We start from the raw sequence: 23896 nt of genomic DNA, 5'->3' as shown, positions 1-23896 counted from the left end.
CAGAGGAGGGGTAACGTGGAGGAGATCAAAGAAGTTCTTTTGCAGATGTTAATCGCCGGTTTGCCTGCATTTTTGTTCCCTCTGTTCTATGGGAAATGCGCTTCGGTCTCTTCATCCCAAGAACGGAACGAACTTCAAAAATCCTACTCCGGAGTGCTCGTCTATACATGTACTTTTAGTATGCTGCTTTGCACGATTTTTTCTACCCGATTATGGAACGACATTCCGCTCAATTACGGTATTTTGCCCTTGTTTGCTTTAATGCTCTATGGCCGGCTTCGCGACGGCGTCGCCATCGGACTGCTTCACCTGCTTCTTTATCCGTTATTTGCACTTCATTTCACCTTTTCCGGCTTCATTCTGGAAACCGGCATGCTTCTCTATCCAATGGTTCTACTAACCTCGAATTTTTTCAAAATGGCTGGCAGACACGGGAAGGTAGTCACGCTGTCCGGTTTTTTCGTTGCGGGCGAATTGATGATCACGTCTTCTCCGTTTATGACCGGAGTGAGATCGCTGCCTACCGATTTGTTTTCCCTTACCGCGGCGGTGGTCAATGTCCTCGTTACTCTTCTGATCGGCGCCTTGTTCGTTTATATGATTGAGCATACACTCGAAAAGGAAAAGCTTCGCCTGCAAGTGATGCAGCTATCGCGCAATTATTTCCGCGAAGCGGAGAAATTGCAGCAGAGTCTTGACGCGGCGCCGCTCAGCATTATTTTGCTCGATCAGCACGGAGACATTATGGCCATCAACGAGACGTTTCTTCATTTATACCGGAGGGTCGATCCGGTTGCAAGCCGGGAGAATCTGATTAAGCTCAAGCTGGAGACCGTGCTCTCCGGCATAGATTTTAAAATTTTGGCCTCTCTGGCCGCCAAAACGCTGAATAAGAACGAAAAAACCCGCGAACTGATTCAGAGCGGAGATCAAATCTATTTTACCAGCACTTCACCGATCAAAAAAAGCCATACCGATGAAACCATCGGCGCGGTGCTCATCATTCAGGACATTACGGAGCTGGAGACGTTCCGCAACGAGATGAACCATGTCGAGCGGCTCAGCCTCGTAGGCCAGATGGCGGCGGGGATTACTCATGAAATCCGCAATCCGATGGCCGTTGTCCGGGGATTTCTGCAATTGATGCGGGAGAAAAGCCCGTCCTCGCTCGATCATTATTACCGGATCGTGATGGAGGAATTGGACCGGGCGAACAGCATTATTAACGATTTTCTCTCCCTGGCCCAGAACCGGCCGGTTAAAATGGAGCTGTGCAGCCTGCATGAAATCGTCCGGGAGCTGACGCCCCTGCTTTGGGCCGACGCCAATCTGCGGGGCCAGAGCATCGAAGTCAAACTGGATGAAAATGTGCCCGATTTATGGCTGAATCAGAAGGAGATCAAGCAGCTGATTCTAAACCTGGGACGCAACGGCATGGAGGCGATGGACGAGAAGGGCCTGTTGGTCCTGGAAACCAAAGTCGGAACGGACGGGGTGGAGTTGTTCGTCACGGATACGGGCCCGGGGATTCCTGCGGCGCAGCGCGAGCGGCTCTTTGAGCCGTTTTTTACGACGAAAACCCAAGGAACCGGGCTAGGACTTCCGCTATGCCTCAGCATTATGGAGCGTCACGGCGGGAAGATCAGCGTGGCTTCGGAGGAGGGGACAGGAACGACGTTTACCGTATTCTTCCCGTTCGCGAGAAATTTACCGCAGGAGTACGGTGCGGATCTGGCCCGATTTGCCGAATAGAACATGAATAATTGTGTTTTAAAGGAAAGAAAAACGGTGATTGTTTACATATGCCCGGCCATGTAAAGTTGCTTTCCTTCCTTATGAATGTATAATTATATATAGTTTCAGAGCGGGTGATCCGCTTCATTGACAACAGTTTTCATAAGGAGTGAAACAGCTATGTCCATGTCATTTGATCAATATATGAGAGATATGGTTCAGCCGATGCGGGATGAACTGACCTCTCTGGGAATTCAGGAGCTTCGCACCCCCGAGGAAGTGCAAGAGGCGCTTCCGAGCGCGAAAGGAACGGCGCTGGTCGTCGTCAACTCGGTTTGCGGCTGTGCGGCGGGCCAATGCCGCCCGGGAGTGGCCAAGGCGCTGCAGCACGATCTGACTCCAGACCACCTGTTTACGGTGTTTGCCGGTCAGGACAAGGAGGCCACGGCGACGGCACGCGAATATTTCGCCCCATATCCGCCGTCTTCGCCCTCGATCGCGCTCATGAAGGACGGGGAACTCGTTCATTTCATCGAACGCCATCAAATCGAGGACCGTTCGGCCGAAGAGATCGCCGCCGATCTGACGAGCGCTTTTGACCGTTTCTGCCGCTAAGTTTCCATAGAATCCGCAAGTTTGACCAACGTCCCGCAGCTCGGCAATGACCGCGACTTGCCGGGGCGTTTTACATATTGCACACAGATAAACGGAGGGATGAGAGAATGAGTTTGCAGCAGGAAATCATTGAACGCTTGGGCGTTAAACCGACGATTAACGTGGAAGAGGAAGTCCGCAAACGCGTGGATTTTCTGAAGGAATACGTGAAGAGCTCCCGTACGACCGGGTTGTTGATCGCGATCAGCGGCGGGATCGACAGCGCGGTTGCAACCGGCCTGTGCAAGCGGGCCACAGACGAATTGACGCAGGAAACGGGGCAGGAATACATGACGCTCGGCGTATTCCAGCCGTACGGCAAGCAGGAGGACATCGAGCACAGCTATGAAGTGGCCAAGGCGTTCGGCTTGACGCACACGGTGGAGACAAATATCGAGGATGCGGTCAACGAAATTGCCCTGGAAACCGAACACGGGCTCAAAAATATCGGACAGCACCGCCACATGAGCCCGCAAGGCAAAGGCAACATCAAAGCCCGGACGCGCATGGTGGTCCAATACGCGCTGGCCTTCGAGCTTAACTTGCTGGTGGTCGGCACCGACCACGCCTCGGAGGCGATCACGGGCTTTTATACGAAATGGGGAGACGGAGCCGTCGACATCACCCCGCTTTCTTCGCTCAATAAACGCCAGGTCCGCCAGCTTGCCGCTCATCTCGGCGTGCCGAGAAGCGTGATCGACAAGGCGCCGACGGCCGGCTTGTGGGAAGGTCAGACGGACGAGAAAGAACTCGGCATCTCCTACGACGCCAACAGCGATTATTTGGAAGGCAAAGAGGTCGACCCCGCGGTCCGCGAACGTCTGGAAGCCTTCTACCGGAAGACGGAGCATAAACGCAGTCCCATTCCGGGAATTTAATGGAATATGAACACATGAAGCTAAGCGCCGGAGTATAAACTCCGGCGCTATTTTTTATTCGTTTATCGCCAATTAGTGGAAACACTTCACCTTTTTATCCGTATATATAGTAGCGGACTGTTCTTGTACATAACTGGGAGAATTGAAAAAGAAGTTTGGGAGGTTATCTGGTGAAAAATGTATTTACGATTTTCGTGTCCCCGGAAGAAACGTTTAAGAGGGTGAGGGACAGCAAAACGGCCTGGATCATCGCTTTGGCGGTATCGATTGTATTGTCGCTGGTAACGGTTTACCTGCAAATGCCGCTAATTGAGCAAGTCGCACGCGAAACGCTGCAGAAGAATGCGCAAATTGATCCTGCTATGATAGATTCTTTTGTCGCTCAAACCGTAACCATGACTTGGGTTATGGCGCCTATTTCCGCCATTGCCGGCGTATTTATTCTTGCCTTGCTCTTTCTGCTGCTGAATCTGATCGTCCGCGGCGAGGCCAAGTATATGCAGCTCGTGTCCGTGGCTTCTTTCGGGGCGCTGCCGGGAATAGTGGGCTCGCTTCTGACCGGCATTATCGGCGTCGCCGCAGGAGCGGAATCCGCAACGGATGTCACGATCAGCTTGGCGGCATTCGTTACCGATACCGCAAGCAAAGCTTACCGCTTGCTGTCGCTGGCCAATCCGTTTAGCATCTGGAACCTGATCCTGTACGTTATCGGAGCAGCGGTGATGATGAGACGTCCCCGCAAAAAGGTCGCCTTATGGATTGTCGGAACCTGGCTGGTATTTTCGGTAGGTTCGGTGCTGCTCTTTTAAATTCATAAATGTATAGGATAGGGTGATGGCATTGTTAAAGAAAAAATGGATCTGGGGAGTCGTGCTGGGACTGATCGTCGTCAGCCTCGTCCTGGTCAATCTGTCGAATATGAAACGGGCCGCTGCGGTGAAGGTCGCCGAGGTGACCGAAGGACCGATTGCCGAAAATATCTACACCAACGGCAAGCTGGAGCCGGAGGAGACCACGGAGGTATATTCTCCCGCGAGCGGGGTCGTGGGGGAACTGCGTGTCAAGCTGGGAGACGCGGTAACCAAAGGACAAGTATTGTTTACGCTGAAAATGGACGAGATCAAAGACCAGTTGGAAAAGGAACGGATCAGCCTGCAAATGACCGAGGCGGAGCGCCTTAAAGCGAAGAAGGAGCATTTTGACAATTACAAGCAGCTGATGAGCGAGTCCCCGGACCAGACGATGGAGGAGCTTGATCTTACTTCCTATGATCTTACCATCCAAAGCAGCAAGCTGACGATCGCCTCCTTGGAGAAGAAATTGGCGAACAGCACGGTTTACGCCGTGACGGACGGTACGATTACCGGTTTGGATATCGATGCGGGACAATTGATTGCGGAAGGGAGCCGGATCGCTTCGATCTCCGATCTGTCCGCTTACAAGGTCACCGCCAATCTTAACGAGCTGGATGCGGGGAAGGCGGCCCTTGGACTAAAGGCCGTCGTCACCGGCGAATCGATCGCCGGCACGTACGACGGGGAAGTCACGTATTTGGCTCCGGTAGCGGAGATCACCGACACCACCTCGAAGGATGCGTCGGTGGAGATGACGGTGACGCTAAAGACGGTTGACCCGGAGCTTCGCGCGGGGTATAACGTATCAATCGAGATGCAAATCCCGGACAAGCAGCGGCTGCTCGTTCCGGTAGGCGCGGTTCAATATGAAGGGGATCAAACCTTTGTCTTCAAGATCGAAGGGGACAAGGCCGTTAAGGTTCCGGTAACGACGGGCAAGGAAGGCGACGATGTGATCGAGCTTGTATCGGGTGTCGCCAAGGGTGAGCAGATCGTAACGGAAGGCGCGGAATCGCTGAAGGACGGCGATAAGGTGAGCATCCATGATTAAATTACAGGATATCACCAAGGTATACAAAAACGGGCCGCTTGAAGTGGAAGCGCTGAGCCGGATTAACCTGCAGGTGGAGCGGGGCGAATTTGTGGCCATCATGGGGACTTCGGGCTCCGGCAAATCGACGCTGATGAACATTATCGGCTGCCTGGATGTGCCGACCTCCGGCAGCTACATGCTGGACGGGGAAGAAGTCCATGCGCTGAGCGAAGAGGAGCTGGCCCGCGTCCGCAACCGCAAAATCGGCTTTGTCTTTCAAAGCTTCAATCTACTCGGCAGACAAACGGTGCTGCAAAATGTGACGCTGCCGATGATGTATGCGGGAATTCCCAGAGAGAAGCGCCAGGAGCGGGCGCTGGAACTGCTGGACAAGGTCGGGCTAAAGGAACGCGTCAAGCATCGGCCGACCGAATTGTCGGGCGGGCAGAAGCAGCGGGTGGCGATCGCCCGCGCACTGACAATGGGCGCCCCGCTTCTGCTTGCGGACGAACCGACCGGGAATCTCGACACCAAATCGTCGGAGGATATTATGGCGCTGTTCAAGGAGATTCACCGGGAAGGGACGACGATCGTCCTTGTCACCCATGAGCCGGATATCGCCGAGCATGCCGATCGCGTGCTGCTGTTCGGGGACGGCAAGCTGCTGAAGGATATGCGCAAAGGGAGTGTCCGCGTATGAGCATTCTGGAGAGCGTGTGGATCGCCCTGGACAATTTGCGGATCAACAAGCTCCGCTCCTTTTTGACGATGATCGGGATTGTGTTCGGGGTCGCCGCCGTGGTGACGGTCGTCTCCATCGGGCAGGCCGGACAGAGCTCCATTATCTCGCTCGTATCCAATTATGAGGACGGTTATTTCGTCCTCTATCCGAATATGAATGAAGAGGACAATAGCGAGGACGTCTATTTTCGCCTCCGCGATATGACGGAAATAAGCAAGCTTCCCGGAGTCCGCTATGTATCTTCTTCATTGAATTATTACGGAATCACGACGAAACTGAAACAGGATACGCTGCGGTTTTCGATAACGGCCACCACCTCCGAAATGGACCAGATGCAGAAAATCGATGTGGTTCAGGGAAGATTTTTTAATGCTCAGGAGGAACGGGGCAGACAAAAGGTCATTGTGGTCGATACCAAATACGCCGAAAAAGCGTTTGGATCGGCAAACGCGGCCATCGGCAGAAAACTCGTCCTGTCCGAGGGTACCTTCCGCATCGTCGGCGTGTTCAAGCAACAGGAAAGTATTCTGAGCGGGATGGAGGGCGAGCAGTATTACGGTTATGTGCCCGTTACCGCGGCGGCTTTCGGCGAGGCCGGAGACAACGAACGGTTCGGGATGCTGGAAGTCGTCGCTTCCTCGGAGGATAATATCGATGAGACGATCGCGACGATCAAAAACTGGCTCAGCGAACGGAAAAAGATCGATCCGGACGCCTATTTGACGCAAACGGGAAAAGAAGCGGAACAGATGGTATCGAGCATGTTCTCCATCCTCCAGACGATCATCGGTGCGATCGCCGGCATCTCCTTGCTTGTCGGTGGAATCGGGGTCATGAACATTATGCTCGTGTCGGTAACGGAACGGACGAGGGAGATCGGGATCCGCAAGGCGATCGGGGCGACGCCGGGAACGATTATGCTGCAGTTTATGATCGAGGCGGTGATCCTCTCGTTTATCGGCGGTACGATCGGGGCCTTGTTCGGGCTGCTCGCGGCCTATGTGTTCGCATTGATATCAGGCTGGCCTTTCGTGGTTTCGGTTTGGGCGATCCTGCTCGCCTTCGGTTTTTCCGCGGCGGTCGGCATCTTCTTCGGACTGTACCCCGCCAACAAAGCTTCCAAGCTGCATCCGATTGAATCGCTGCGGTACGAATAGATAAAAACGGGCTCTTCCCAAGGCTTGAAAATAACCTTGGGAAGAGCCTTTACTTTTTTGCTTCGGAAGCCGGGTAAATCCGGCCGATTTATTGATTGGATTTAGGCTCTACGGGAATGTAGATATCGATTTGCTTGCCTTCTTCCGGGTAGCACCGCTCGTCGTACCATTCGAAATCCGGGGCGAAGGCCTGCTCGTAGCCAGAGGTAGGGAACCATTCGCCGAAGATGACGTTCCATGTTTCCTGAATGGAAGCCGTGAAATTGTCTTTGCCGGCCGGCGGGGTCGTAAAGATAGCGTAGGTGGATTCCGGGATTTCATATTCCACCATGCCTTCGGGAGCTTGGGCGGATTCCTCGACTTCAAATCCGATAATATACCGGAAGTTTCCGTCTTCGTCATAGGTAGTGCATATCCCGAGTTCGACATTTGGATTTTTCTTCCCCGGAACCTTCTCGCCTAACCTGTTCTGCATATAGGTTTGCCAGAAAGCCGGGATCTCCTTGCTGTTCTCTCCTCCTTGCGTCGTTGTTGTGATGGCGTAGCCGATAATTCTCATAGCGGGACGACTCTCAATCCGATATTCCATACAGAATTCTCCCCATTTCATAGAATTTTGGGCTTCGAGCAAGAATTGCGGCTCGGCTTTGGCGACAAGAAAGGGAGGGTACCCGAGCCTGCGGCAGGCGGAGGGCAATATGCCGTACATCTTCCGGAATGCTCTCGTAAACGCCTCGTGGGAGGCGAATCCGCATTCCAGCGCGATATCAAGCACCTTCCGGTCCGTATAAGCCAGCATCTCCGCAGCTTTGGACAGGCGGCGCTTGCGGATATACGAGGTCACCGTATCCCCGACCAGGTACAGAAAGGTCCGGTGGAAATGGTATTCGGAATAATGCATCGCTTGGGATACACCCTTTAATGTCAATTCCTCATTAAGCCTCTCTTCGATGTACTCGATGCTTTGCTGAATGATTGTGACGTTGTTCATGAACAAATGTCCTCCAGACCGGTCTATGCTCTAAGTATAAGCGAAGGAGAATTGCGAAACTTGATCATTCTTGCTGTCCGAAGCTTTTGGAAAGAGTCTCAAAAGCGCTTGACGGTGTTCGAGATAAAATCAAGCGTAGCCTGGAGCGCAGCGGTGAACGGCTCCGTGAACCCCTGGAAGGGATGGACCGTGCCGAACGTATGATTGCCGCCCGGGATCCGAATCCATTCGATATCCGGGCGGCGCCGGACAAGCTCAGCGGAGCCTTGGCGCAGATGCTCCCCGTCTTCGGAGCCTTGGATGAGCACGACGGGGAAATCCCGGCTCCGCTCCATCCGGCCGAGCAGATCATACCGTTCGCGCTGCCGCTCCAGATCTTCCAGGATGATCTTGTCCAGCGGCATCCGCTGCTTGGTCCGACCGTTCATCACATGGCTGCGCCCGGATTCCCGCATCTCCAGCTTCTGCTGGTCGCTGAACAGATCGAGATTCGTGATCCCGTTCCAACTGATTACGCCGCGGACCTGGCCGGGATGATCAAGGGCGTGGATCAGCGAGACGCCCGCGCCCCGGCTGTGGCCGAGCAGAAACAGCGGCAGACGGCCGAGCCACTCATCGGCGCGTACGAAAGCGGCAAGCTCCGCCAAATCGGACAGTTCCCGGTCGTAGGTGTTGACGGCGAATTTGTCCAGTTCGGTAAATTCGTCGGGCCGGTCGCCGATCCCGTTATGGGAGAAATTGAACGCAATTACTTCATGGGAACGGCTCAAATATTCGGCGGCCGGAGGGAACATGCCCCACTCTTTGAAGCCTTTATAGCCATGGGCGATCAGGATTAAACTCTGCGGTTCCGCTTGTGCCGGGAAGCGGGAGCATCTCAATAAATGCCCGCCTTCGAGGGGAAGCTGGAAATCGATCGGCATCTTTTATTCCATCCTTTCTAGGGCTTTTTAATTGTTCCCTAATTATACCATGAAGCCGCCCATGGACTCGCTTCAAGGCGGCTTCCCTGTTACAATGGGGTGTATAAATGGCAAGGCGGTTTTAAACGTCCGCCGAAGTGATACAGAGGAAGAGGGACAGCCTTTTGATATACGGAGTAGGTCATGATGTTGTGGAAATCGAACGAATGCACCGCATGGCGCAAGGGAAGGTCGGAGAAAGGCTGAAACGTCGGCTGCTCACGGAAGCCGAGCTTGAGCTTCCGGGCTGCGCGGCAAGGCCGGCGGAGTTTCTGTCCGGGCGGTTCGCGGCCAAGGAAGCGGTGAGCAAGGCGTTCGGCTGCGGGATCGGCGGGATTCTGGCTTTTACCGATATGGAGGTGCTGCCGGACGCCGGCGGGAAGCCGATCGTCACCTTGTCCGGGGAAGCCTGGGAACGCTTGGGCTTATCTGCGCCGGATTACGCCGTCCATCTCAGCATTACGCACGAGCGCCATCTCGCTTCGGCGTTTGCCGTGGTGGAACGTTTGAAATAAGCTTTTGAAATGAAGGAGATAGCGATGCAAGAAAGCATAGACAGCAAGAAATATTTTAGCGGCGAGCTGCTGGAATGGTATGAGCGCTCCAAACGGGATCTCCCCTGGCGCAGACAGCGGGACCCCTATTACATCTGGGTATCGGAAATCATGCTGCAGCAAACCCGCGTCGATACGGTCATTCCGTATTTCCAGCGGTTTATTGAACGCTTTCCGACGATCAAGGATTTGGCGGAAGCGCCGGAGGAGGACGTGCTGAAATGCTGGGAAGGGCTCGGTTATTATTCCCGGGCCCGCAATTTGCAGGCGGCGGCGCGCCAGGTGATGGAACGGCACGGCGGGGTCGTGCCGGATAATAAGGCCGAGGTGGCGTCGCTGAAGGGCATCGGCCCCTATACGACCGGCGCGATCCTCAGCATCGCCTTCAACCGGCCGGAGCCGGCGGTCGACGGCAATGTGATGCGGGTGTTGTCGCGATACTTCCTCATTGAGGAAGATATCGCGAAGACCGGCACGCGAACGCTGATCGAGGAGCTGGCCGCGGGGCTGATTCCGCGCGGGCGGGCGGCGGATTTCAACCAGGCGCTGATGGAGCTTGGCGCGCTGGTGTGCACGCCGAAATCGCCGCAATGCCTGGTGTGCCCGGTCATGGCGCACTGCGCCGCGCGCCTGGAAGGCGTGGAGGAGGCCTTGCCGGTGAAGAGCAAGGCGAAGCCGCCGCGGCCGGAGTACCGGCTCGTCGCCCTCGTGGAGGGCGACGGGGAGCACGCCGGGCGCGTGCTCGTCCGCCGGCGGCCGGCCGCGGGGCTGCTTGCGCGGATGTGGGAGCTGCCCCACATCCCCGCCGCCGCGAACGCCGGCGAAGGCGCCGGCCTGCCGGACGGGCCGGCGATGGACCGGCTCGCCGCGGCGCTCTCCGAGGCAGGCGTGGCCGCCCGGCCGTTGGAAGCGTTCATGGACGCGGAGCATACGTTCAGCCATATCCACTGGAACCTCCGCGTCTTCCGCTTCCGGGAAGCGGCCGGGGAGCTAGCCGCTCCCGGCGGCATTGCCGCCGGGCCTTCCGGCTCGCTCCCGGGTCCCGGCTTCGGCCCCGGCCCCGGCACGGACGCCGCGGCCAAAGCCGTGGCCGAGGCGAGCGCCGCCTACGAAAGCGGCGCCTCCGCGAACGAAGCGGAGGAATATCGCTGGATCGCCCCCGAAGACATGGAGGGCCTGGCTTTTCCGAATGTCTTCCTGCGGATATTGAAGCAATACTCTCCTTTATGGAGCTTGAGCTGATTAAATCAGAGCTTAGCCGCCCTAGACGAATAACTGGAAAATATCCAGCTAATTCGGCCGCTTTATGGAACGTCCGTCGAATTAACCGGAAATCCTGCAGTTAATTTAGCCAATTTAGGCCCTTTGAAGAGAATCCTCGACAAATAACTGCAGGTTTTACATCTAATTCACCAAACGGAGTGGTTTTAGCTAAAATAGCTGTAGGAAATCCAGTTAATATATTGATCACCGTAACAAAAAAGCTGCCCGCCGCAAGGGAAATTGCGGCGGGCAGCTTTTTATATTGCTGATTTCGTCAGATCATCCGATTCTCGGTATCCTTCATATGGTTTTGCTGGTCGGGCTCATGATGCTTGTCCGGAGTCACCTGGCCCTGGTCGAACGGAGTTTGGCCGCTGACGCTGCGCGCGAAGCTCGTAAACTGCTGCTTCTCCTTGTCGGCCTCGTGCTTGGCTTTAAGCATTTCCTGCGGGTCGTTCGTCAAATCCTGCTGCTTGTCCGTAGACATATCTGATCCCTCCGGAATTTATTTTTTCGCGGCCTCGTAACGCTTGTTGACCTCGTTCCAGTTAATGATGTTCCAGAACGCGGCGATATAATCGGGGCGTTTGTTTTGATACTTCAAGTAGTAGGCATGCTCCCAGACATCCAGGCCGAGGATTGGCGTCAAGCCTTCGGACAGCGGGTTGTCCTGGTTCGGTGTGCTCGTCACCGCGAGCTTGCCGTCCTTGCCCACAACGAGCCAAGCCCAACCGCTGCCGAAGCGAGTCGTAGCGGCCTTGGTGAAATCTTCTTTGAATTTCTCGAATCCGCCGAGCTCCCGGTCAATGGCCTCGGCCACGGCTCCGGTCGGCGCGCCGCCGCTATCTGGGCCGATCACCTGCCAAAACAGCGTATGGTTGGCGTGCCCGCCGCCGTTATTGCGTACCGCCGTGCGGATGTTTTCCGGCACGCTGTGCAGATTCGCGATCAAATCTTCCACGCTTTTCTGCGCCAATTCCGGAGCGTTCTCCAAGGCGGCGTTCAAATTGGTCACGTACGTATTATGGTGCCGGTCATGGTGAATATTCATCGTCTGCTCGTCGATATAGGGTTCCAGGGCGTTCGCGGGGTAAGGAAGAGCCGGTAATTCGTAAGCCATGTTCGGTATACCTCCGTATGTTTTAAGTTTTATTTTACATGCATTAATCTTTTTACCCGTTCGCGTCAAAAACAAACGGATATTTAACCGGGATTAACAATCCTATTATTGGAAGGTGCCGGTAAATTATGCATTTACATTTCCAGTAATAGAAAAAAATAATGAAATAATTGATGTAAACGCTTAATATGAAGCGCTTTCAGAAGAAAAATGATGTTTTTCGGAGATAATTATGTTTTAATGGACAAGGAAGCAGTTTTTTTCTCGTTTTTTGTCTGGATTCAACTATTCGGTCAATGTAAAAATTGAACCGTGCATTTTACATGAGTCTATCATAAGTAGAGAAAAGGGAGATCATAGCATGCTTATTCGTTCCTTCCAATTGGGTGATGTGAATCAAGTGATGGAGCTTCTGCAGGAATCTTTAATGGAAGATTGCTACGAAGACACCAAGCGGGCGTTTGCCAGACAGCTGTCCTGGGATTCGGAATTAATTCTGATCGCCGAAATCGATGACCGGATTGTGGGTACATTGATCGGTACGATCGACCAGAACACGGGCTTCATTTACCGCACCGCCGTCCATCCCGATTACCGTCGCCAAGGAGTAGGCAAAAATCTCATCACTGCTATGGAACAACGGTTTCAGCAGCGTAATGTACGTAAAGTCATGATTGCCGGAGACGACCACAACAAGGCGATTGCCCCGTTATATGAAGCGATGGGCTATGCCGGAAAATTTCTGGAGGCGTTCCAGAAGCTTAGCATCGCCGCTGTAAGTTCGTTGTCCGGATCCAGATAAAGAGGAATCTTCGGCTCTTGCTATATTTTGCAGGACCTTGAGCATATCTTCCGCCCGTTGCAAATGGGCGTCGGATATGCTTTTCTATTTATACAAGGGAAGGTGTGTCATGGAACCGCTTGTACCGCCCGAAGGCGAATCGGGCTTAAATGAAGAGTCAAAGACGAAAGCTTTGGACGCCGAAAAGTCCGCAAGCGAAAGCGGCGGTTTGGCCGGGGAACTTTGGGATTTGTTCAAGACGGTGGCGGTCGCGTTCGCGGTGATGCTGCTGTTGAATATATTCGTTTTCAATTTGTCCTTGGTGAAAGGACAATCGATGGAGCCGACATTGGAGGAAGCGGAGAGGCTGTTCGTGGACAAGATCGTGTACCGCTTTGTTCCACCCAAGGCCGGGGATGTCGTCGTACTCAAAGATCCGAGTACGGGCGAAGACAAAAAGCCGCTTCTCATCAAGCGGGTTGTCGCCGTACCGGGGCAAACCGTCGAAATCCGCGATCATGTGCTTATCATTGACGGCCGGCCGCAGTCGGAGCCGTACACGGATACGGTCATTGAAGACGGCGATCTTGCCCCGGTGACACTGGGAGAAGACGAATATTTTGTGATGGGGGACAACCGCCATGCCGGACGGAGCAAGGACAGCCGCTATTTCGGCAGCGTGCGGAAAGATTGGATTGTGGGACGGGCGGAATTCGTATTCTGGCCGATCCCGAAAATACGAGGCCTATAGCCCTTCCAGGAGGTTACCTGCGTGAAAGAAGTGACGATATATACGGACGGCGCCTGCTCGGGAAATCCCGGGCCGGGAGGCTGGGGCGCCATCCTCATGTTTAATCAGCACCGCAAGGAGATGTCCGGCGGAGAGCCGCTGACGACGAACAACCGGATGGAGATTCAGGCGGTAATTTCGGCGCTGAGCCAGTTGAAGGAGCCGTGCCGGGTGAAGGTATACAGCGATTCCGCTTATGTGGTCAACTGCTTTCAGCAGGGCTGGATCCGGGGATGGCTGAAGAACGGCTGGAAGAACAGCAAGAACCAGCCCGTGGAGAACAAGGAGCTGTGGCAAGAGCTTTGGCGCCTGATGGGAATTCACCAAGTGGAATATGTGAAGGTCAAAGGCCATAGCGACAACGAGCTCAACAACCGCTGCGACCAACTGGCGCGGGAAGCGATCAAATCTTTGTCTGTGAAGTGATAGGATTATGTTACCTGTATAAGGAGGGGAAAAAGATGGCGATGGCCGAAAACTTAAACGAAAATACACTTACGGCGGGCCTTCCCGCATGGGAAAGGCTAAAGCGTGAAATCAAGGAAGCCGCGCCATCATTAGGTATAGATGATATCGGGTTTGCGTCCGCAGACCCGTTTTTGTCGCTCAAAGCCATCTTGCTGGACCGGCGCGAAAAAGGCTATGAATCCGGCTTCGAGGAGCCGGATATCGATAAGCGGGTCTACCCGGAGCTGACTATGGAACAGCCTGCATCGCTGATTTCCATCGCCGTGGCGTATCCGTCGAAGCTGAACGATCCGCCCAAATCGGAGCCCGGCAAGCGGCGCGGCATTCTCGCCAGATCGGCCTGGGGGGAGGATTACCACCAGGTGCTGCGGGAAGCGATGTCCAAACTTGAGGCGTTCATTATGGAACGCGTGCCCGGCGCGCGGATCGAGAGCATGGTCGATACGGGAGTATTGTCGGACCGTGCGGTGGCCGAGCGGGCCGGGATCGGCTTTTCCGGCAAAAACTGCGCGATCATTTCGCCCAAATGGGGGTCCTGGATCTATCTTGGCGAACTGATGACGAATATCCCGTTTCCGCCCGATTCTCCGGTGACCGAAGACTGCGGCGACTGTACTAAATGTCTGGACGCCTGTCCGACCGGAGCCTTGGTCGGTCCGGGAGAATTGAACGCACAGCGCTGCATTTCTTTTTTGACCCAAACGAAGGGTTTTCTCGAAGAGGAATTTATGGTGAAGATCGGAAACCGGCTGTACGGCTGCGACACATGCCAGGTTGTATGCCCGAAGAACAAGGGGAAATCGTGGAACCACCGGCCGGTACTTGCGCCCGATCCCGAAACGGTGAAGCCGCTGTTGCTGCCGATTCTTGATTTAAGCAACAAGGAGTTCAAGGAGCGGTTCGGGCGCAGCGCTGCGGCTTGGCGGGGGAAGAAGCCGATTCAGCGGAACGCGGTGATCGCCCTCGGGAACTTCAAAGATATCTCTTCCGTGCCGAAATTAATAGATATTATGGAAAACGATTCGAGACCGGTTTTGCGGGGAACCGCGGCGTGGGCGCTCGGCCGGATCGGCGGAGATGAGGCGCTGGCGGCGGTGGCCAAGGCTGCCGAGACGGAGTCCGATCCCGAAGTGCTGGAATATTTGGCTGCGGCCCGCAGGAAGCTTGAAGCAACGATCGACTAGGGGGATAAGACATGAGATTTATCAGCATTGAGGATATCGAGCCGGGCCAATTGTTGGGGAAGACCGTATACTCCGCGAACGGGACGGTGCTCTTGTCGGCGGGGATCCAGCTTACCGTTTATATGATCAATACGCTCAAACGGATCGGGGTGACGATGCTTTACATCAAGGACTCCGACTATGAGGATATTGAAATCGAAGACGTCCTGAGCGAATCGACAAAACAAGCGGTATTTCGGGAAATGAGCGATGCTTTGGAAGCGGTCCGCTCGGGCAAGGAGTGGAGCACGCGCAAAATCAGCGCCTCGGTCGACAAGCTGCTCGAGGATGTGCTGAGCAATAAGGAAGTGCTGGTTCAACTGACCGATATCCGTACGGCCGATAACGCTGCTTATCTGCACGCCGTCAATGTGTGCCTCATCTCGTCGATGATCGGACTCAATCTGGGACTGAATTACGGGCAACTGAAGGATCTTGCGATCGGCGCGCTTCTTCATGATATCGGCAAAAGCAAACAGCTGCCCGAAGACGCCGACCCGAACGATCCGAAAAACCACCACACTTGGCAGGGCTTCGAGATGCTCAAGCAAAAACGCGAATTCAATTTGCTTATCGCCCATACCGCCTTGCAGCATCATGAACGTTTGAACGGGACGGGCCTGCCGCGCGGGTTGAACGGCGAGGAGATCCATCCGTTTGCCAAGATTGTCGCCATTGCCAATATGTACGATAACCTGATCGGCGGCGGGGGCGGCGATGAACGGGCGATGCTTCCGCATGAGGCATGCGAGCGGCTGATGGCCTGCTCCGAGCAGGTGCTTGACCGTGAGGCGCTCGTGGAATTCACCCGGATCGTCTCCGTGTATCCTAACGGGACCTCCGTTCGTTTGTCCACCAAGGAGACCGGGGTTGTCGTCCGCCAGCATCGCGGTTTGCCCGGACGTCCGGTCGTCCGGATCGCACGCGGGTCCGGAGAGGATATGGAGGTCAAGGAAGTGGATCTGGCCAAAGAAACGACGGTGTTTATCGAGGCGGTCCTGGCTTGAATCAAGCCTGCTTGAATGCTATGATATGTTGAGTGCGCTAGCTGACTTGGCTATCGCATAAGGAGATTTGATACAGGGGTGGCTTATCAATGGATATCGTAATTCCTATTATTACGTTAATCGTCGGGCTGATCGGCGGCTTTGCCATCGGCGTCTTCTATTTGCGGAGACAGCTGACAAAAATGCAAAACGATCCGCAAATGCTGCAAAAGATGGCGAAGCAAATGGGATATAATTTAAATAACAAGCAAATGCAGCGCGCCCAACAAATGATGAAAAATCAGGGTCAGGTGCCTCCGGCCGGAGGCAAGCGCAAGAAGAAGTAAGCCTGAGGAAGCCAAGCAGCCCGGTGCTGCATATACATCACGGATTATTGAAAGGAGGAGGCGCTAATGGCTGGCGTTAAAGATTATGTCAACACACGGGTGGGAGACAACCGCGAGCAGATCGAGCATCATGTACGCGAAATCCTCAAACTGATCGGGGAAGATGTGGAGCGTGAAGGATTGCTGGAAACGCCGGCCCGGGTAACCCGAATGTATGAGGAGATTTTTGCCGGATACGACGTGGATCCCAGGGAAGTACTCGGGGTTACGTTCGAAGAAAACCATGAAGAGCTCGTCATTGTAAGAGATATCGTGTATTACAGCCAATGCGAGCACCATATGGCGCCTTTCTTCGGCAAAGCGCATATCGGATACATCCCCAGCGGAAAAATCGCCGGCCTCAGCAAGCTGGCCCGGTTGGTCGAGGCGGTGACCCGCCGCCTGCAGGTCCAGGAGCGGATTACCTCGCAGATCGCCGATATCATGGACGAGGTGCTGAAGCCGCAGGGCGTCATGGTCGTCGTTGAAGGCGAGCATCTGTGCATGTGCTCCCGGGGCGTCAAGAAGCCGGGCAGCAAAACGGTCACCTCGGCGGTACGCGGAACGTTCCGCACGGACGCCGCTTCGCGCGCGGAGTTCTTGTCCCTGCTTAAGGAATAGGGATAGGAAGGGTAAGATTTTTAAGCCTTTGGAATAAGCGGTTTTTGGCCGCTTGTCCCAAGGGTTTTTTTCATGCGGATTACGCGCTTGAACGGAAAAAGGCAGCCGTCAATACGGCTGCCATTTTAATTTCCTCGCTTTTTCGTACCGCTCCGCGACGGCGGGCCAGTATACGACGTTCCACCAGTCGGCGATATAATCCTTGCGGTTGTTCTGGTGCTTCAGATAGTAGGCGTGCTCCCAGACGTCCAGCGGAAGGAGCGGAACGACGTCCCATTGCGACAGGTTCTGATGCTTCTCCGCCGTGAGAATTTCCAAACGGTGGGCTCGCGGGCTCCAGACGAGAATGGCCCAGCCGCCGCCCTCGACCTTTTCGGCCGCGCTGGAGAACTGCTTGTGGAAGGCGTCGTAGCTGCCGAAATCGCGCTTGATTTGCTCCAGCAGCTCACCCTCCGGTTTTCCTCCCCCATTCGGGCTCATAATATCCCAGAAAATCGTGTGCAGGTAATGGCCCGCTCCGTTAAACGCCAGTTCGCGTTCCCAATGCTTGACGAGATCGAAATTACCGGATTTGCGCGACTCCTGGAGCTTCTTCTCCGCTTTGTTTAGATCGTCGACGTAAGTCTTGTGGTGTTTGTCGTGGTGGATGCGCATCGTCGCTTCGTCAATGTACGGCTCAAGCGCATTGTAGGGATAGGGCAGGGGCGGAAGGGTATGGCCGCCGATCGGGACAGGACGGCCATCCGTCTGGTTGGGGTCCGACGCCGCAGCATTTTCCTTTTTGTCCGAGCATGCTCTTTCGTCCGGTTCGTTCTGCTCGTCGGGGACGGCCGACAGGTGGACGGTCGGTTGTACGCCGTCCCGGTCGATACCGGCTTCCTGCCGTTGACCGTTTATAGGATCCTCCCAAGCCCCGGCCCCGGCCTCGTTCTCGGTCCGATAAGGCGGAACCCCGTAACCTGCCATGCTGCCTGCGATCGCGCCGGGACGGTTGAGTGTTTCCAGCACCCCGAGGAAGTATTCCGATTCGCGAATGATGTGCAGCAGCAGGATTCTGGCGACCGGTACGGCTTTAACGGCGGCGCTTTGGTCCAGCATAAAATACAACTGCCGGATAAATTCCCGGGATTGGCGCACCGAAGCCTCCAAGATCCGTTCGGTCTCTTTGACGAGCTGCGGATCGCATGACGCTTCTTTGGACGATACGGCATAAGAGAGCAGCTGGTCCGCCGCCTCCTGCGTAGTGGCGAAAACCTGCTTCCACTCGTCCAGCAGCTTGACGTAAAACGGCTCCAAATCCGGGACCACCGCTTTGATGACTTCGGTATGCTCCTTCTCGATCTGCTTCCAAAAGCGGATTTCCTCTAAAATACGGACAGGCAAATAGGGTCCGTAAACAAACTGCATCGGGACAACCCTCCTCGAAATCCAACGTTGTTACCATTCTATTCCGCGGGCGGTTTGGCCTATGCAAAGAAAAAACGCCTGACGATCAGGCGTTGGCGTTTTTCAGAGATGCCGTTTATCGGGTTGAAATCAAAATAATCGGTATCCGAAGTCCCGGCGCCTGGGACTACTGTCCGATTTGGCTTAGGAAGGTGGAAACGAGGCGCAAGTATTCTTTGGGATGCTCGCGAAAGATCAGCTCATGATGCGATCCCTCGACGATCCAAACCCCGGATAACGGATTGGTCTGGTTTTCGGCCAATTTTTCGGCAATTGGATAAGGAGCCTTTTCGTCTTCGGTGCCATGGATAAACAGGATCGGGAAAGGATAATCGCTCGACTTGACCTCCTGATAAGGAATCTGCCGCAGGCTCGTACCGTTCAGCACGGGCAGCAGCAGTTCAATAATCTCGAGTGACGGATGACGCGGGAGGTCCAGGTGCTGGCGGATATTGTGATACATCGTATCCGGTTCTAGCAGGAAGGTGCTGTCCAGAATCATCCCGTCGATGTCATCGCTCAACAGGGCGGCCTGGAGCGCGGTTCCCGCGCCCATGGAGAAGCCCCAAACGATGATCTCCTGGCTGCCGTGCTGCTTGGCTAACTGGATGGCTCCGAGCAGCTGCTGGGCTTCTTTTTTGCCGCCGGTGGCCACCTCTTTGCTGCTCTGGGCGGCGAACCCGTAATCGAACATCAGCACATTGAAATTCAGGCGATGGGCGTAATGGGCGAGGTCGTACATCGGAATCCAGGTCTCCTCGCGATTGGCCCCGTAACCGTGGCTGAACACGATCGTTTTGTCCGAGCCCTCGGCGGGAATGTACCAGCCCTGCATCATCCGGCTGCCGTCGGCGGCGGGGAAGGAAACGTCCTCGTAGTCCAGGTTCTTGGACAGCTTCGGGTTGGAATAAAGCGGGGCCACCGTCGGATTGGACAGCACCCAGGCGATATATCCGTGCAGTGAAATAAAGCAAAAGATCAGAAAACACAAAACCGACAACAGCAAGGCCACAATAATATGCTTGAAGCTGATATGCCGGACCTCAAGCCCGGAGGCCTCTCTTTCCTTCAATCCTGTCGGCAGGGGAAGATCGCTGCGGCTGCTTTGGCTCATACACTCCCCTCCTCATGTATGTCGTAATTCATTATATGTTCACAGATGCCGGGCTTCCCATTAAATAAAGTGCAAAATGCTATTTATTCTATTTAACCGTCCCTGGCGCAAATAATCGGAATATGTCGAAACAGGACGAATCTATAAAATATCGTATGACGAGCATCCGGTTATGTCAACGCAGACGGAGATAATTGCCACGGGATTGCACGGGATTATATCGGATCGATTGACGGACGATCGTGATTTTCATTATAATTTATGTAACCGCGTTTCATGGAATGAAACTCAGAGGGGTGTGGTTCAGGATGGAGGACCGTAAGTTGACTGTGCGCGCCGTGGAAAGGGCGCTGGATATATTGATGTGCTTTACGAAGGGCAGCGATCTCGGACTGACCGAAATCGCCGGGGAAATCGGGCTGCATAAAAGCACGGTGCACCGCCTGATGACGACCTTGGAGGAAAAAGGGTTCGTCATCCGCAATCCGGCAACGGAGAAGTACCGCCTCGGCCTGAAAATCTGGGAGCTGTCGGCCTATCTGTCCCAGGATGACGACCCGGCGGTCCTGCTGCTGCCGCAAATGGAGCGGCTTCGCGACCGGCTCGGCGAGACGGTCAGCCTGTATTTGCGGGACGGCACGGACCGCCTGCGGATTCAGGCGGTGCAGAGCAACCAGGCGATCCGGCGGGTCGCCCCGGTCGGAGCCCGGCTGCCGCTTTACGTCGGCGCGTCCAGCAAGGTGCTCGTCGCCTACGCGGACGAGACGGTCGTGCGGGCCGTGCTGGACGTTGCCGATTGGCCGCCCACGGTGGATCGGGAGGCGTACCTCGCTCAGCTCCAGGAGATCCGGAGGCAAGGCTACGCTACAAGCTACGAGGAGCGTGAGCCCGGCGCAGCGGCGGTGTCCGCCCCGATCTTCGACCGGACCGGCAAGATCGTGATGGCCCTGTCGGTGTCCGGTCCGGTCAGCCGGCTGTCGCCGCAGACGCTCACCGAGTTCGCCCCGGTGCTGATCGAAGCGGCCCGGGAGATGGGGATGATGATTCATAATTAAATCAAAAACAGGCTGAAACGGCCGCACCCACGTGCAGCCAATTCAGCCTATTCTTTTAATCCGCAAAAAAGGACGCAGCCGCGATGACGATAAGGATACCGGCTAAGATCAGCCAGCCTGCCGGGTGGGCGAAATTGAACGTCCAACCGATCCCCGTTCTTTTCTCCACAAAGATCGAAGGGTCTTGCGGATTGAAGTATATGCTGCCGAGCTTCCAATGCCTGTCGTCGTCAACCGGCTGCACACCGGAGCCCGCTTCCTTACGGCCGGTCCGGCTTCCTCCCTGGCCTGTGGTGAAGGAGAGGAAGACCGCGGCAAGTACGATCACGACCGGAACGCCGAAGCTGACAAGCGTGATGACGCCGGTACCCAACGGATGGATCATGTTGAGCTGAACGAAAGAGAACAGGAGTACGAGCGCCAGCCCGGACAGGATCGTGAATATCGACCATCTGCGGCGGAACAGGACGTTCTGCCGGATGGATTGTTCCGGAGCCCCGGCGTATGTCTGCTGCTTGCTCCGCAAGATGCTCACGTTAATGAACAGGAACAACAACGTCATGAATGCCTGCATGATATTGGGAAACAGTACGCTCCGGTAAGATTTGGCCGCACTGCGGGCGATATTCCCCTCGATGTCGAATTTCATGGCGATTTGCTCGGGAATCCGCCCGTAATTCGCCAGGACCCCGATGACGCTGATCACTATGACCGCGGCATGAATCAAGAACCAATAATTCGAGTAGACCAGCTTGTTGCGGCGGAAGCCGGTATCCACGGCAATCACGGATTGGGCCGCAGGAGCGGCCGGCAGGGAAGGCAGCATTTTTTTCATTTTAAAATGGAAAATCAGGTTCATGGCGATCGAAATGACGACCGTCAGAACAACGTATACGCCGAAGGCACCCGTCTGCTCAATTTCGCCTCCGGATTTGACCAGACTGTAAATGCAGAGCAGGAATATTACCCCATAAAGACCGGAGCTTATTCCGGCATAGGACTTCCGCATCCGGCGCAGCGGTGCGCTGCGGTAATTTTCCTCGCTTACGGAGATGCCGAAGCTGACGGTTTTCCTCATCAAATAAGGCATAAAAGCCAAAATGGCCATGACCGGCAGAAGCAAAAGGACGAGCAGTAAAACGGATAAGATCTGCATATTAATTCTCTCCTCCTTGTGGCGCAATAGGTGCAATAGGTGTAATAGGTGCAATATCCGTGTACAGCCGGTCTACTATGTCCAGCAGCTCATCCTTGCTCATTCCCCGGCAAATCGCCTCGGCGATAACGGGCCTCAGCTCGCTGTGCTGTCTATCGGCAAACTCTTGCGTGACCGGCGGCATCCCGTCCGGGTTGACGACGACGCCTTTCTGGCGGTGGACCTGAATATATCCTTCATGCTTCAGCAGGGTATAGGCCTTGTTAACCGTATGGAGATTGATCCCGATATCGGAGGCGAGGCTCCGCACGGACGGCAGCGGCTCGCCAGGTTGCAGTTTTCCGCCGGCAATTCCTTCGATGATCTGATGGACAAGCTGCGTATAGATGGGGACCTCGGACTGTAAATCAAGCTGAATGATCAAGAGAACCCTCCTTTGCATAATGTACAACTGTTATATATCAAATATAACAGTTGACACACAGATTGTAAACCGCTTGATATCCCGCCGGGGATTATTTAATATGGGGATATGATAGAACATAATGCCGCTTCCATGATTAGTAGAATAAACGATGCCGTAAATAAATTGATCGTAGCCGAACTGGAGAAGCATGGCGTTTCGGACATTGTTCCGTCGCACGGCGACATCCTGTCCTTGCTGTTTCATTCCTACGGAATGTCGATCAGCGAATTGGCCGCGAAGATCAACCGCACCCAGCCGACCGTAACCGTACTGGTCCATAAATTGGAGCAGCTCGGTTATGTAACCCGAAGAAAGGACGAGAAGGACAAAAGGGTGACTTTGATCAGCTTGACCGATAAAGGCGAGCAGCTCGGGCCGGTGTTTCGCAAAGTATCCAACCAATTGAACGAAATTATTTACGGCGGGTTTGAATGGGACGAACAGCCCAAGCTGGAAGAGATGTTGAAGCGTATCCTCCAGAGGTTTTGATCTTTTTTAGTCAATGTATAGACATCTATGTAGTATAGTTTTATGATAAATGTATAGATATCTATATAGTTTGAAAAAAGGATCGGTGATACAATGGATTGCATTTTGGAGCTGGACTCTACTACGGTTCATTATGAGGTGCACGGTACGGGTTATCCCATACTGATGATACACGGCTTCGGATGTGACCGGAGATTGATGACCGGCTGCATGGAGCCGGTGTTTGCGGAACGGCCCGGCTGGAAGCGGATATACCTGGACTTGCCGGGAATGGGCCGGACGAAGGGGACGGACCGGATCCGAAGCACGGACGATATGCTGGCGGTGGTCGAACAATTCGCGGATAAGGCCATGCCGGGTCAATCCTTTGCGGTGGCCGGGGAGTCTTACGGCGGATATTTGGCTAGGGCTCTTGTATCCAAAAGGCCGGAACAGGTCGGCGGAATGGCGCTCATCTGTCCGGTTACGGAACAAGCGGAATGGAATGTCCCGCCGTTCAAGATCGTTTACCGGGATCAAGAGGCGATCGCACGGATGGAGGACGTGGACGGCAGCGAAGATTTTCTCGCGATTCAGGTGGTGCAGGACGATTATAACTGGGAGCGGTTCAAAGCGGAAATCCTATGCGGACTTCGGGCCGCCGACGCCGCTTTTTTGGAGCGGATCAGGGAACGATATCGTTTAAGCGATGATCCGGGAATCGCGGCTGAACCGTACCCGAAACCGGTGCTGATTCTTACGGGAAGGCATGATCATCTGGTCGGGTATAAAAATCAATGGAACTGCGCCGAGACTTATCCGCGCGCCAGCTTTGCCATGCTGGACCGTGCCGGCCACAATTTGCAGATCGAGCAGCCCCGGCTGTTCCATGCCTTGGTCGGTGAATGGCTCGACCGGGTGGAAGAATGCTCTCCCGGATAGCCCGCCGCATCAAAAAACTCCAATCCGTTTATGGGGTCAGTCCCATGTCGGA

26 protein-coding genes and 1 pseudogene are annotated in these 23896 nt (G+C 54.7%); 19 read left to right on the top strand and 8 right to left on the bottom strand.

Going from position 1 to position 23896, the window contains the following annotated elements; all coding sequences use genetic code 11:
• Window positions 1-15 precede the first annotated feature (15 nt).
• From V3851_RS10025 to V3851_RS09995, 7 genes are all read left to right on the top strand, one after another.
• Window positions 16-1752 carry a two-component system sensor histidine kinase NtrB gene (locus tag V3851_RS10025; RefSeq protein ID WP_331846401.1) on the top strand — a complete coding sequence of 579 codons (1737 nt, stop codon included), beginning with the start codon at window positions 16-18 and terminating at the stop codon, window positions 1750-1752.
• 162 nt (window positions 1753-1914) lie between these two features.
• On the top strand, window positions 1915-2349 hold the full coding sequence (locus V3851_RS10020) for a BrxA/BrxB family bacilliredoxin (protein ID WP_331846400.1): 435 nt from the start codon (window positions 1915-1917) through the stop codon (window positions 2347-2349).
• Between the two features lie 107 nt (window positions 2350-2456).
• Window positions 2457-3266 carry an ammonia-dependent NAD(+) synthetase gene (gene nadE, locus V3851_RS10015; protein ID WP_331846399.1) on the top strand — a complete coding sequence of 270 codons (810 nt, stop codon included), beginning with the start codon at window positions 2457-2459 and terminating at the stop codon, window positions 3264-3266.
• 170 nt (window positions 3267-3436) lie between these two features.
• The gene (locus V3851_RS10010) at window positions 3437-4075 is read left to right on the top strand and encodes a YIP1 family protein (RefSeq protein ID WP_331846398.1); all 639 of its coding nucleotides are present in this window, start codon (window positions 3437-3439) and stop codon (window positions 4073-4075) included.
• Between the two features lie 25 nt (window positions 4076-4100).
• Window positions 4101-5171 (top strand): efflux RND transporter periplasmic adaptor subunit, encoded by a 1071-nt coding sequence (locus V3851_RS10005; protein WP_331846397.1) that lies wholly within the window; start codon window positions 4101-4103, stop codon window positions 5169-5171.
• Window positions 5164-5853, top strand: coding sequence for an ABC transporter ATP-binding protein (locus V3851_RS10000; RefSeq protein WP_331846396.1), 690 nt, complete (start codon window positions 5164-5166; stop codon window positions 5851-5853). The genes V3851_RS10005 and V3851_RS10000 overlap by 8 nt, the downstream gene beginning before the upstream one ends.
• Window positions 5850-7052 carry an ABC transporter permease gene (locus tag V3851_RS09995; protein WP_331846395.1) on the top strand — a complete coding sequence of 401 codons (1203 nt, stop codon included), beginning with the start codon at window positions 5850-5852 and terminating at the stop codon, window positions 7050-7052. The genes V3851_RS10000 and V3851_RS09995 overlap by 4 nt, the downstream gene beginning before the upstream one ends.
• Before the next feature lie 88 nt (window positions 7053-7140).
• Here the strand turns inward: V3851_RS09995 and V3851_RS09990 are convergent, their stop codons facing one another.
• Together V3851_RS09990 and V3851_RS09985 are read right to left on the bottom strand one after the other, a co-directional pair.
• Window positions 7141-8043, bottom strand: coding sequence for an AraC family transcriptional regulator (locus V3851_RS09990; RefSeq protein ID WP_331846394.1), 903 nt, complete (start codon window positions 8041-8043; stop codon window positions 7141-7143).
• Between the two features lie 98 nt (window positions 8044-8141).
• Window positions 8142-8966 (bottom strand): alpha/beta hydrolase family protein, encoded by an 825-nt coding sequence (locus V3851_RS09985; RefSeq protein ID WP_331846393.1) that lies wholly within the window; start codon window positions 8964-8966, stop codon window positions 8142-8144.
• 164 nt (window positions 8967-9130) lie between these two features.
• On the opposite strand from V3851_RS09985, the gene acpS reads away from it, so the two are divergent.
• Together acpS and mutY are read left to right on the top strand one after the other, a co-directional pair.
• The gene (gene acpS / locus V3851_RS09980) at window positions 9131-9520 is read left to right on the top strand and encodes a holo-ACP synthase (protein WP_331846392.1); all 390 of its coding nucleotides are present in this window, start codon (window positions 9131-9133) and stop codon (window positions 9518-9520) included.
• 24 nt (window positions 9521-9544) lie between these two features.
• On the top strand, window positions 9545-10801 hold the full coding sequence (gene mutY / locus V3851_RS09975; protein ID WP_331846391.1) for an A/G-specific adenine glycosylase: 1257 nt from the start codon (window positions 9545-9547) through the stop codon (window positions 10799-10801).
• A gap of 295 nt (window positions 10802-11096) precedes the next feature.
• Here the strand turns inward: mutY and V3851_RS09970 are convergent, their stop codons facing one another.
• Both V3851_RS09970 and V3851_RS09965 read right to left on the bottom strand, forming a co-directional pair.
• Window positions 11097-11309, bottom strand: coding sequence for a hypothetical protein (locus tag V3851_RS09970; protein WP_331846390.1), 213 nt, complete (start codon window positions 11307-11309; stop codon window positions 11097-11099).
• Between the two features lie 18 nt (window positions 11310-11327).
• The gene (locus V3851_RS09965) at window positions 11328-11942 is read right to left on the bottom strand and encodes a superoxide dismutase (protein ID WP_331846389.1); all 615 of its coding nucleotides are present in this window, start codon (window positions 11940-11942) and stop codon (window positions 11328-11330) included.
• 361 nt (window positions 11943-12303) lie between these two features.
• On the opposite strand from V3851_RS09965, the gene V3851_RS09960 reads away from it, so the two are divergent.
• The 7 genes and pseudogenes from V3851_RS09960 (at window position 12304) to folE (ending at window position 17197) form a co-directional block, all read left to right on the top strand.
• On the top strand, window positions 12304-12744 hold the full coding sequence (locus V3851_RS09960) for a GNAT family N-acetyltransferase (protein ID WP_331846388.1): 441 nt from the start codon (window positions 12304-12306) through the stop codon (window positions 12742-12744).
• A 109-nt stretch (window positions 12745-12853) separates the two neighbouring features.
• A complete protein-coding gene (gene lepB / locus V3851_RS09955) occupies window positions 12854-13474 on the top strand; it encodes a signal peptidase I (RefSeq protein WP_331846387.1) in 621 nt (206 codons plus the stop codon).
• 21 nt (window positions 13475-13495) lie between these two features.
• Complete coding sequence (gene rnhA, locus V3851_RS09950; RefSeq protein ID WP_331846386.1) at window positions 13496-13939, top strand: ribonuclease HI; 444 nt, start codon at window positions 13496-13498, stop codon at window positions 13937-13939.
• Window positions 13940-13980: 41 nt separating this feature from the next.
• A pseudogene (queG, locus tag V3851_RS09945) lies at window positions 13981-15150 on the top strand (tRNA epoxyqueuosine(34) reductase QueG); the annotation flags it as partial.
• A gap of 26 nt (window positions 15151-15176) precedes the next feature.
• Entirely contained in the window at window positions 15177-16211 is a 1035-nt protein-coding gene (locus V3851_RS09940; RefSeq protein ID WP_331846385.1) for an HD-GYP domain-containing protein, read from the top strand.
• An 89-nt stretch (window positions 16212-16300) separates the two neighbouring features.
• Complete coding sequence (locus V3851_RS09935) at window positions 16301-16537, top strand: YneF family protein (protein WP_331846384.1); 237 nt, start codon at window positions 16301-16303, stop codon at window positions 16535-16537.
• 66 nt (window positions 16538-16603) lie between these two features.
• Window positions 16604-17197, top strand: coding sequence for a GTP cyclohydrolase I FolE (gene folE / locus V3851_RS09930; RefSeq protein WP_331846383.1), 594 nt, complete (start codon window positions 16604-16606; stop codon window positions 17195-17197).
• Window positions 17198-17305: 108 nt separating this feature from the next.
• Here the strand turns inward: folE and V3851_RS09925 are convergent, their stop codons facing one another.
• On the bottom strand, window positions 17306-18604 hold the full coding sequence (locus V3851_RS09925; protein ID WP_331846382.1) for a Fe-Mn family superoxide dismutase: 1299 nt from the start codon (window positions 18602-18604) through the stop codon (window positions 17306-17308).
• A gap of 166 nt (window positions 18605-18770) precedes the next feature.
• Window positions 18771-19757, bottom strand: coding sequence for an alpha/beta hydrolase (locus tag V3851_RS09920; protein WP_331846381.1), 987 nt, complete (start codon window positions 19755-19757; stop codon window positions 18771-18773).
• Window positions 19758-20065: 308 nt separating this feature from the next.
• Here V3851_RS09920 and V3851_RS09915 point away from each other — a divergent pair, with 308 nt between their 5' ends.
• Complete coding sequence (locus V3851_RS09915; protein WP_331846380.1) at window positions 20066-20812, top strand: IclR family transcriptional regulator; 747 nt, start codon at window positions 20066-20068, stop codon at window positions 20810-20812.
• Window positions 20813-20867: 55 nt separating this feature from the next.
• Here the strand turns inward: V3851_RS09915 and V3851_RS09910 are convergent, their stop codons facing one another.
• Together V3851_RS09910 and V3851_RS09905 are read right to left on the bottom strand one after the other, a co-directional pair.
• Complete coding sequence (locus V3851_RS09910; RefSeq protein WP_331846379.1) at window positions 20868-21968, bottom strand: DUF1648 domain-containing protein; 1101 nt, start codon at window positions 21966-21968, stop codon at window positions 20868-20870.
• A gap of 1 nt (window position 21969) precedes the next feature.
• Complete coding sequence (locus V3851_RS09905) at window positions 21970-22392, bottom strand: GntR family transcriptional regulator (protein ID WP_331846378.1); 423 nt, start codon at window positions 22390-22392, stop codon at window positions 21970-21972.
• Window positions 22393-22500: 108 nt separating this feature from the next.
• On the opposite strand from V3851_RS09905, the gene V3851_RS09900 reads away from it, so the two are divergent.
• Together V3851_RS09900 and V3851_RS09895 are read left to right on the top strand one after the other, a co-directional pair.
• Window positions 22501-22923 carry a MarR family winged helix-turn-helix transcriptional regulator gene (locus tag V3851_RS09900; protein ID WP_331846377.1) on the top strand — a complete coding sequence of 141 codons (423 nt, stop codon included), beginning with the start codon at window positions 22501-22503 and terminating at the stop codon, window positions 22921-22923.
• A 93-nt stretch (window positions 22924-23016) separates the two neighbouring features.
• Window positions 23017-23844: an alpha/beta fold hydrolase gene (locus V3851_RS09895; protein ID WP_331846376.1), complete on the top strand. Its 828-nt coding sequence runs from the start codon at window positions 23017-23019 to the stop codon at window positions 23842-23844.
• Window positions 23845-23896: the final 52 nt, after the last annotated feature.

The organism is Paenibacillus haidiansis, from assembly GCF_036553665.1.
Taxonomy (GTDB): domain Bacteria; phylum Bacillota; class Bacilli; order Paenibacillales; family Paenibacillaceae; genus Fontibacillus; species Fontibacillus haidiansis.
The sequence above is the reverse complement of the archived record's forward strand: the minus strand, read 5'-3'. Positions and strand labels throughout refer to the sequence as shown.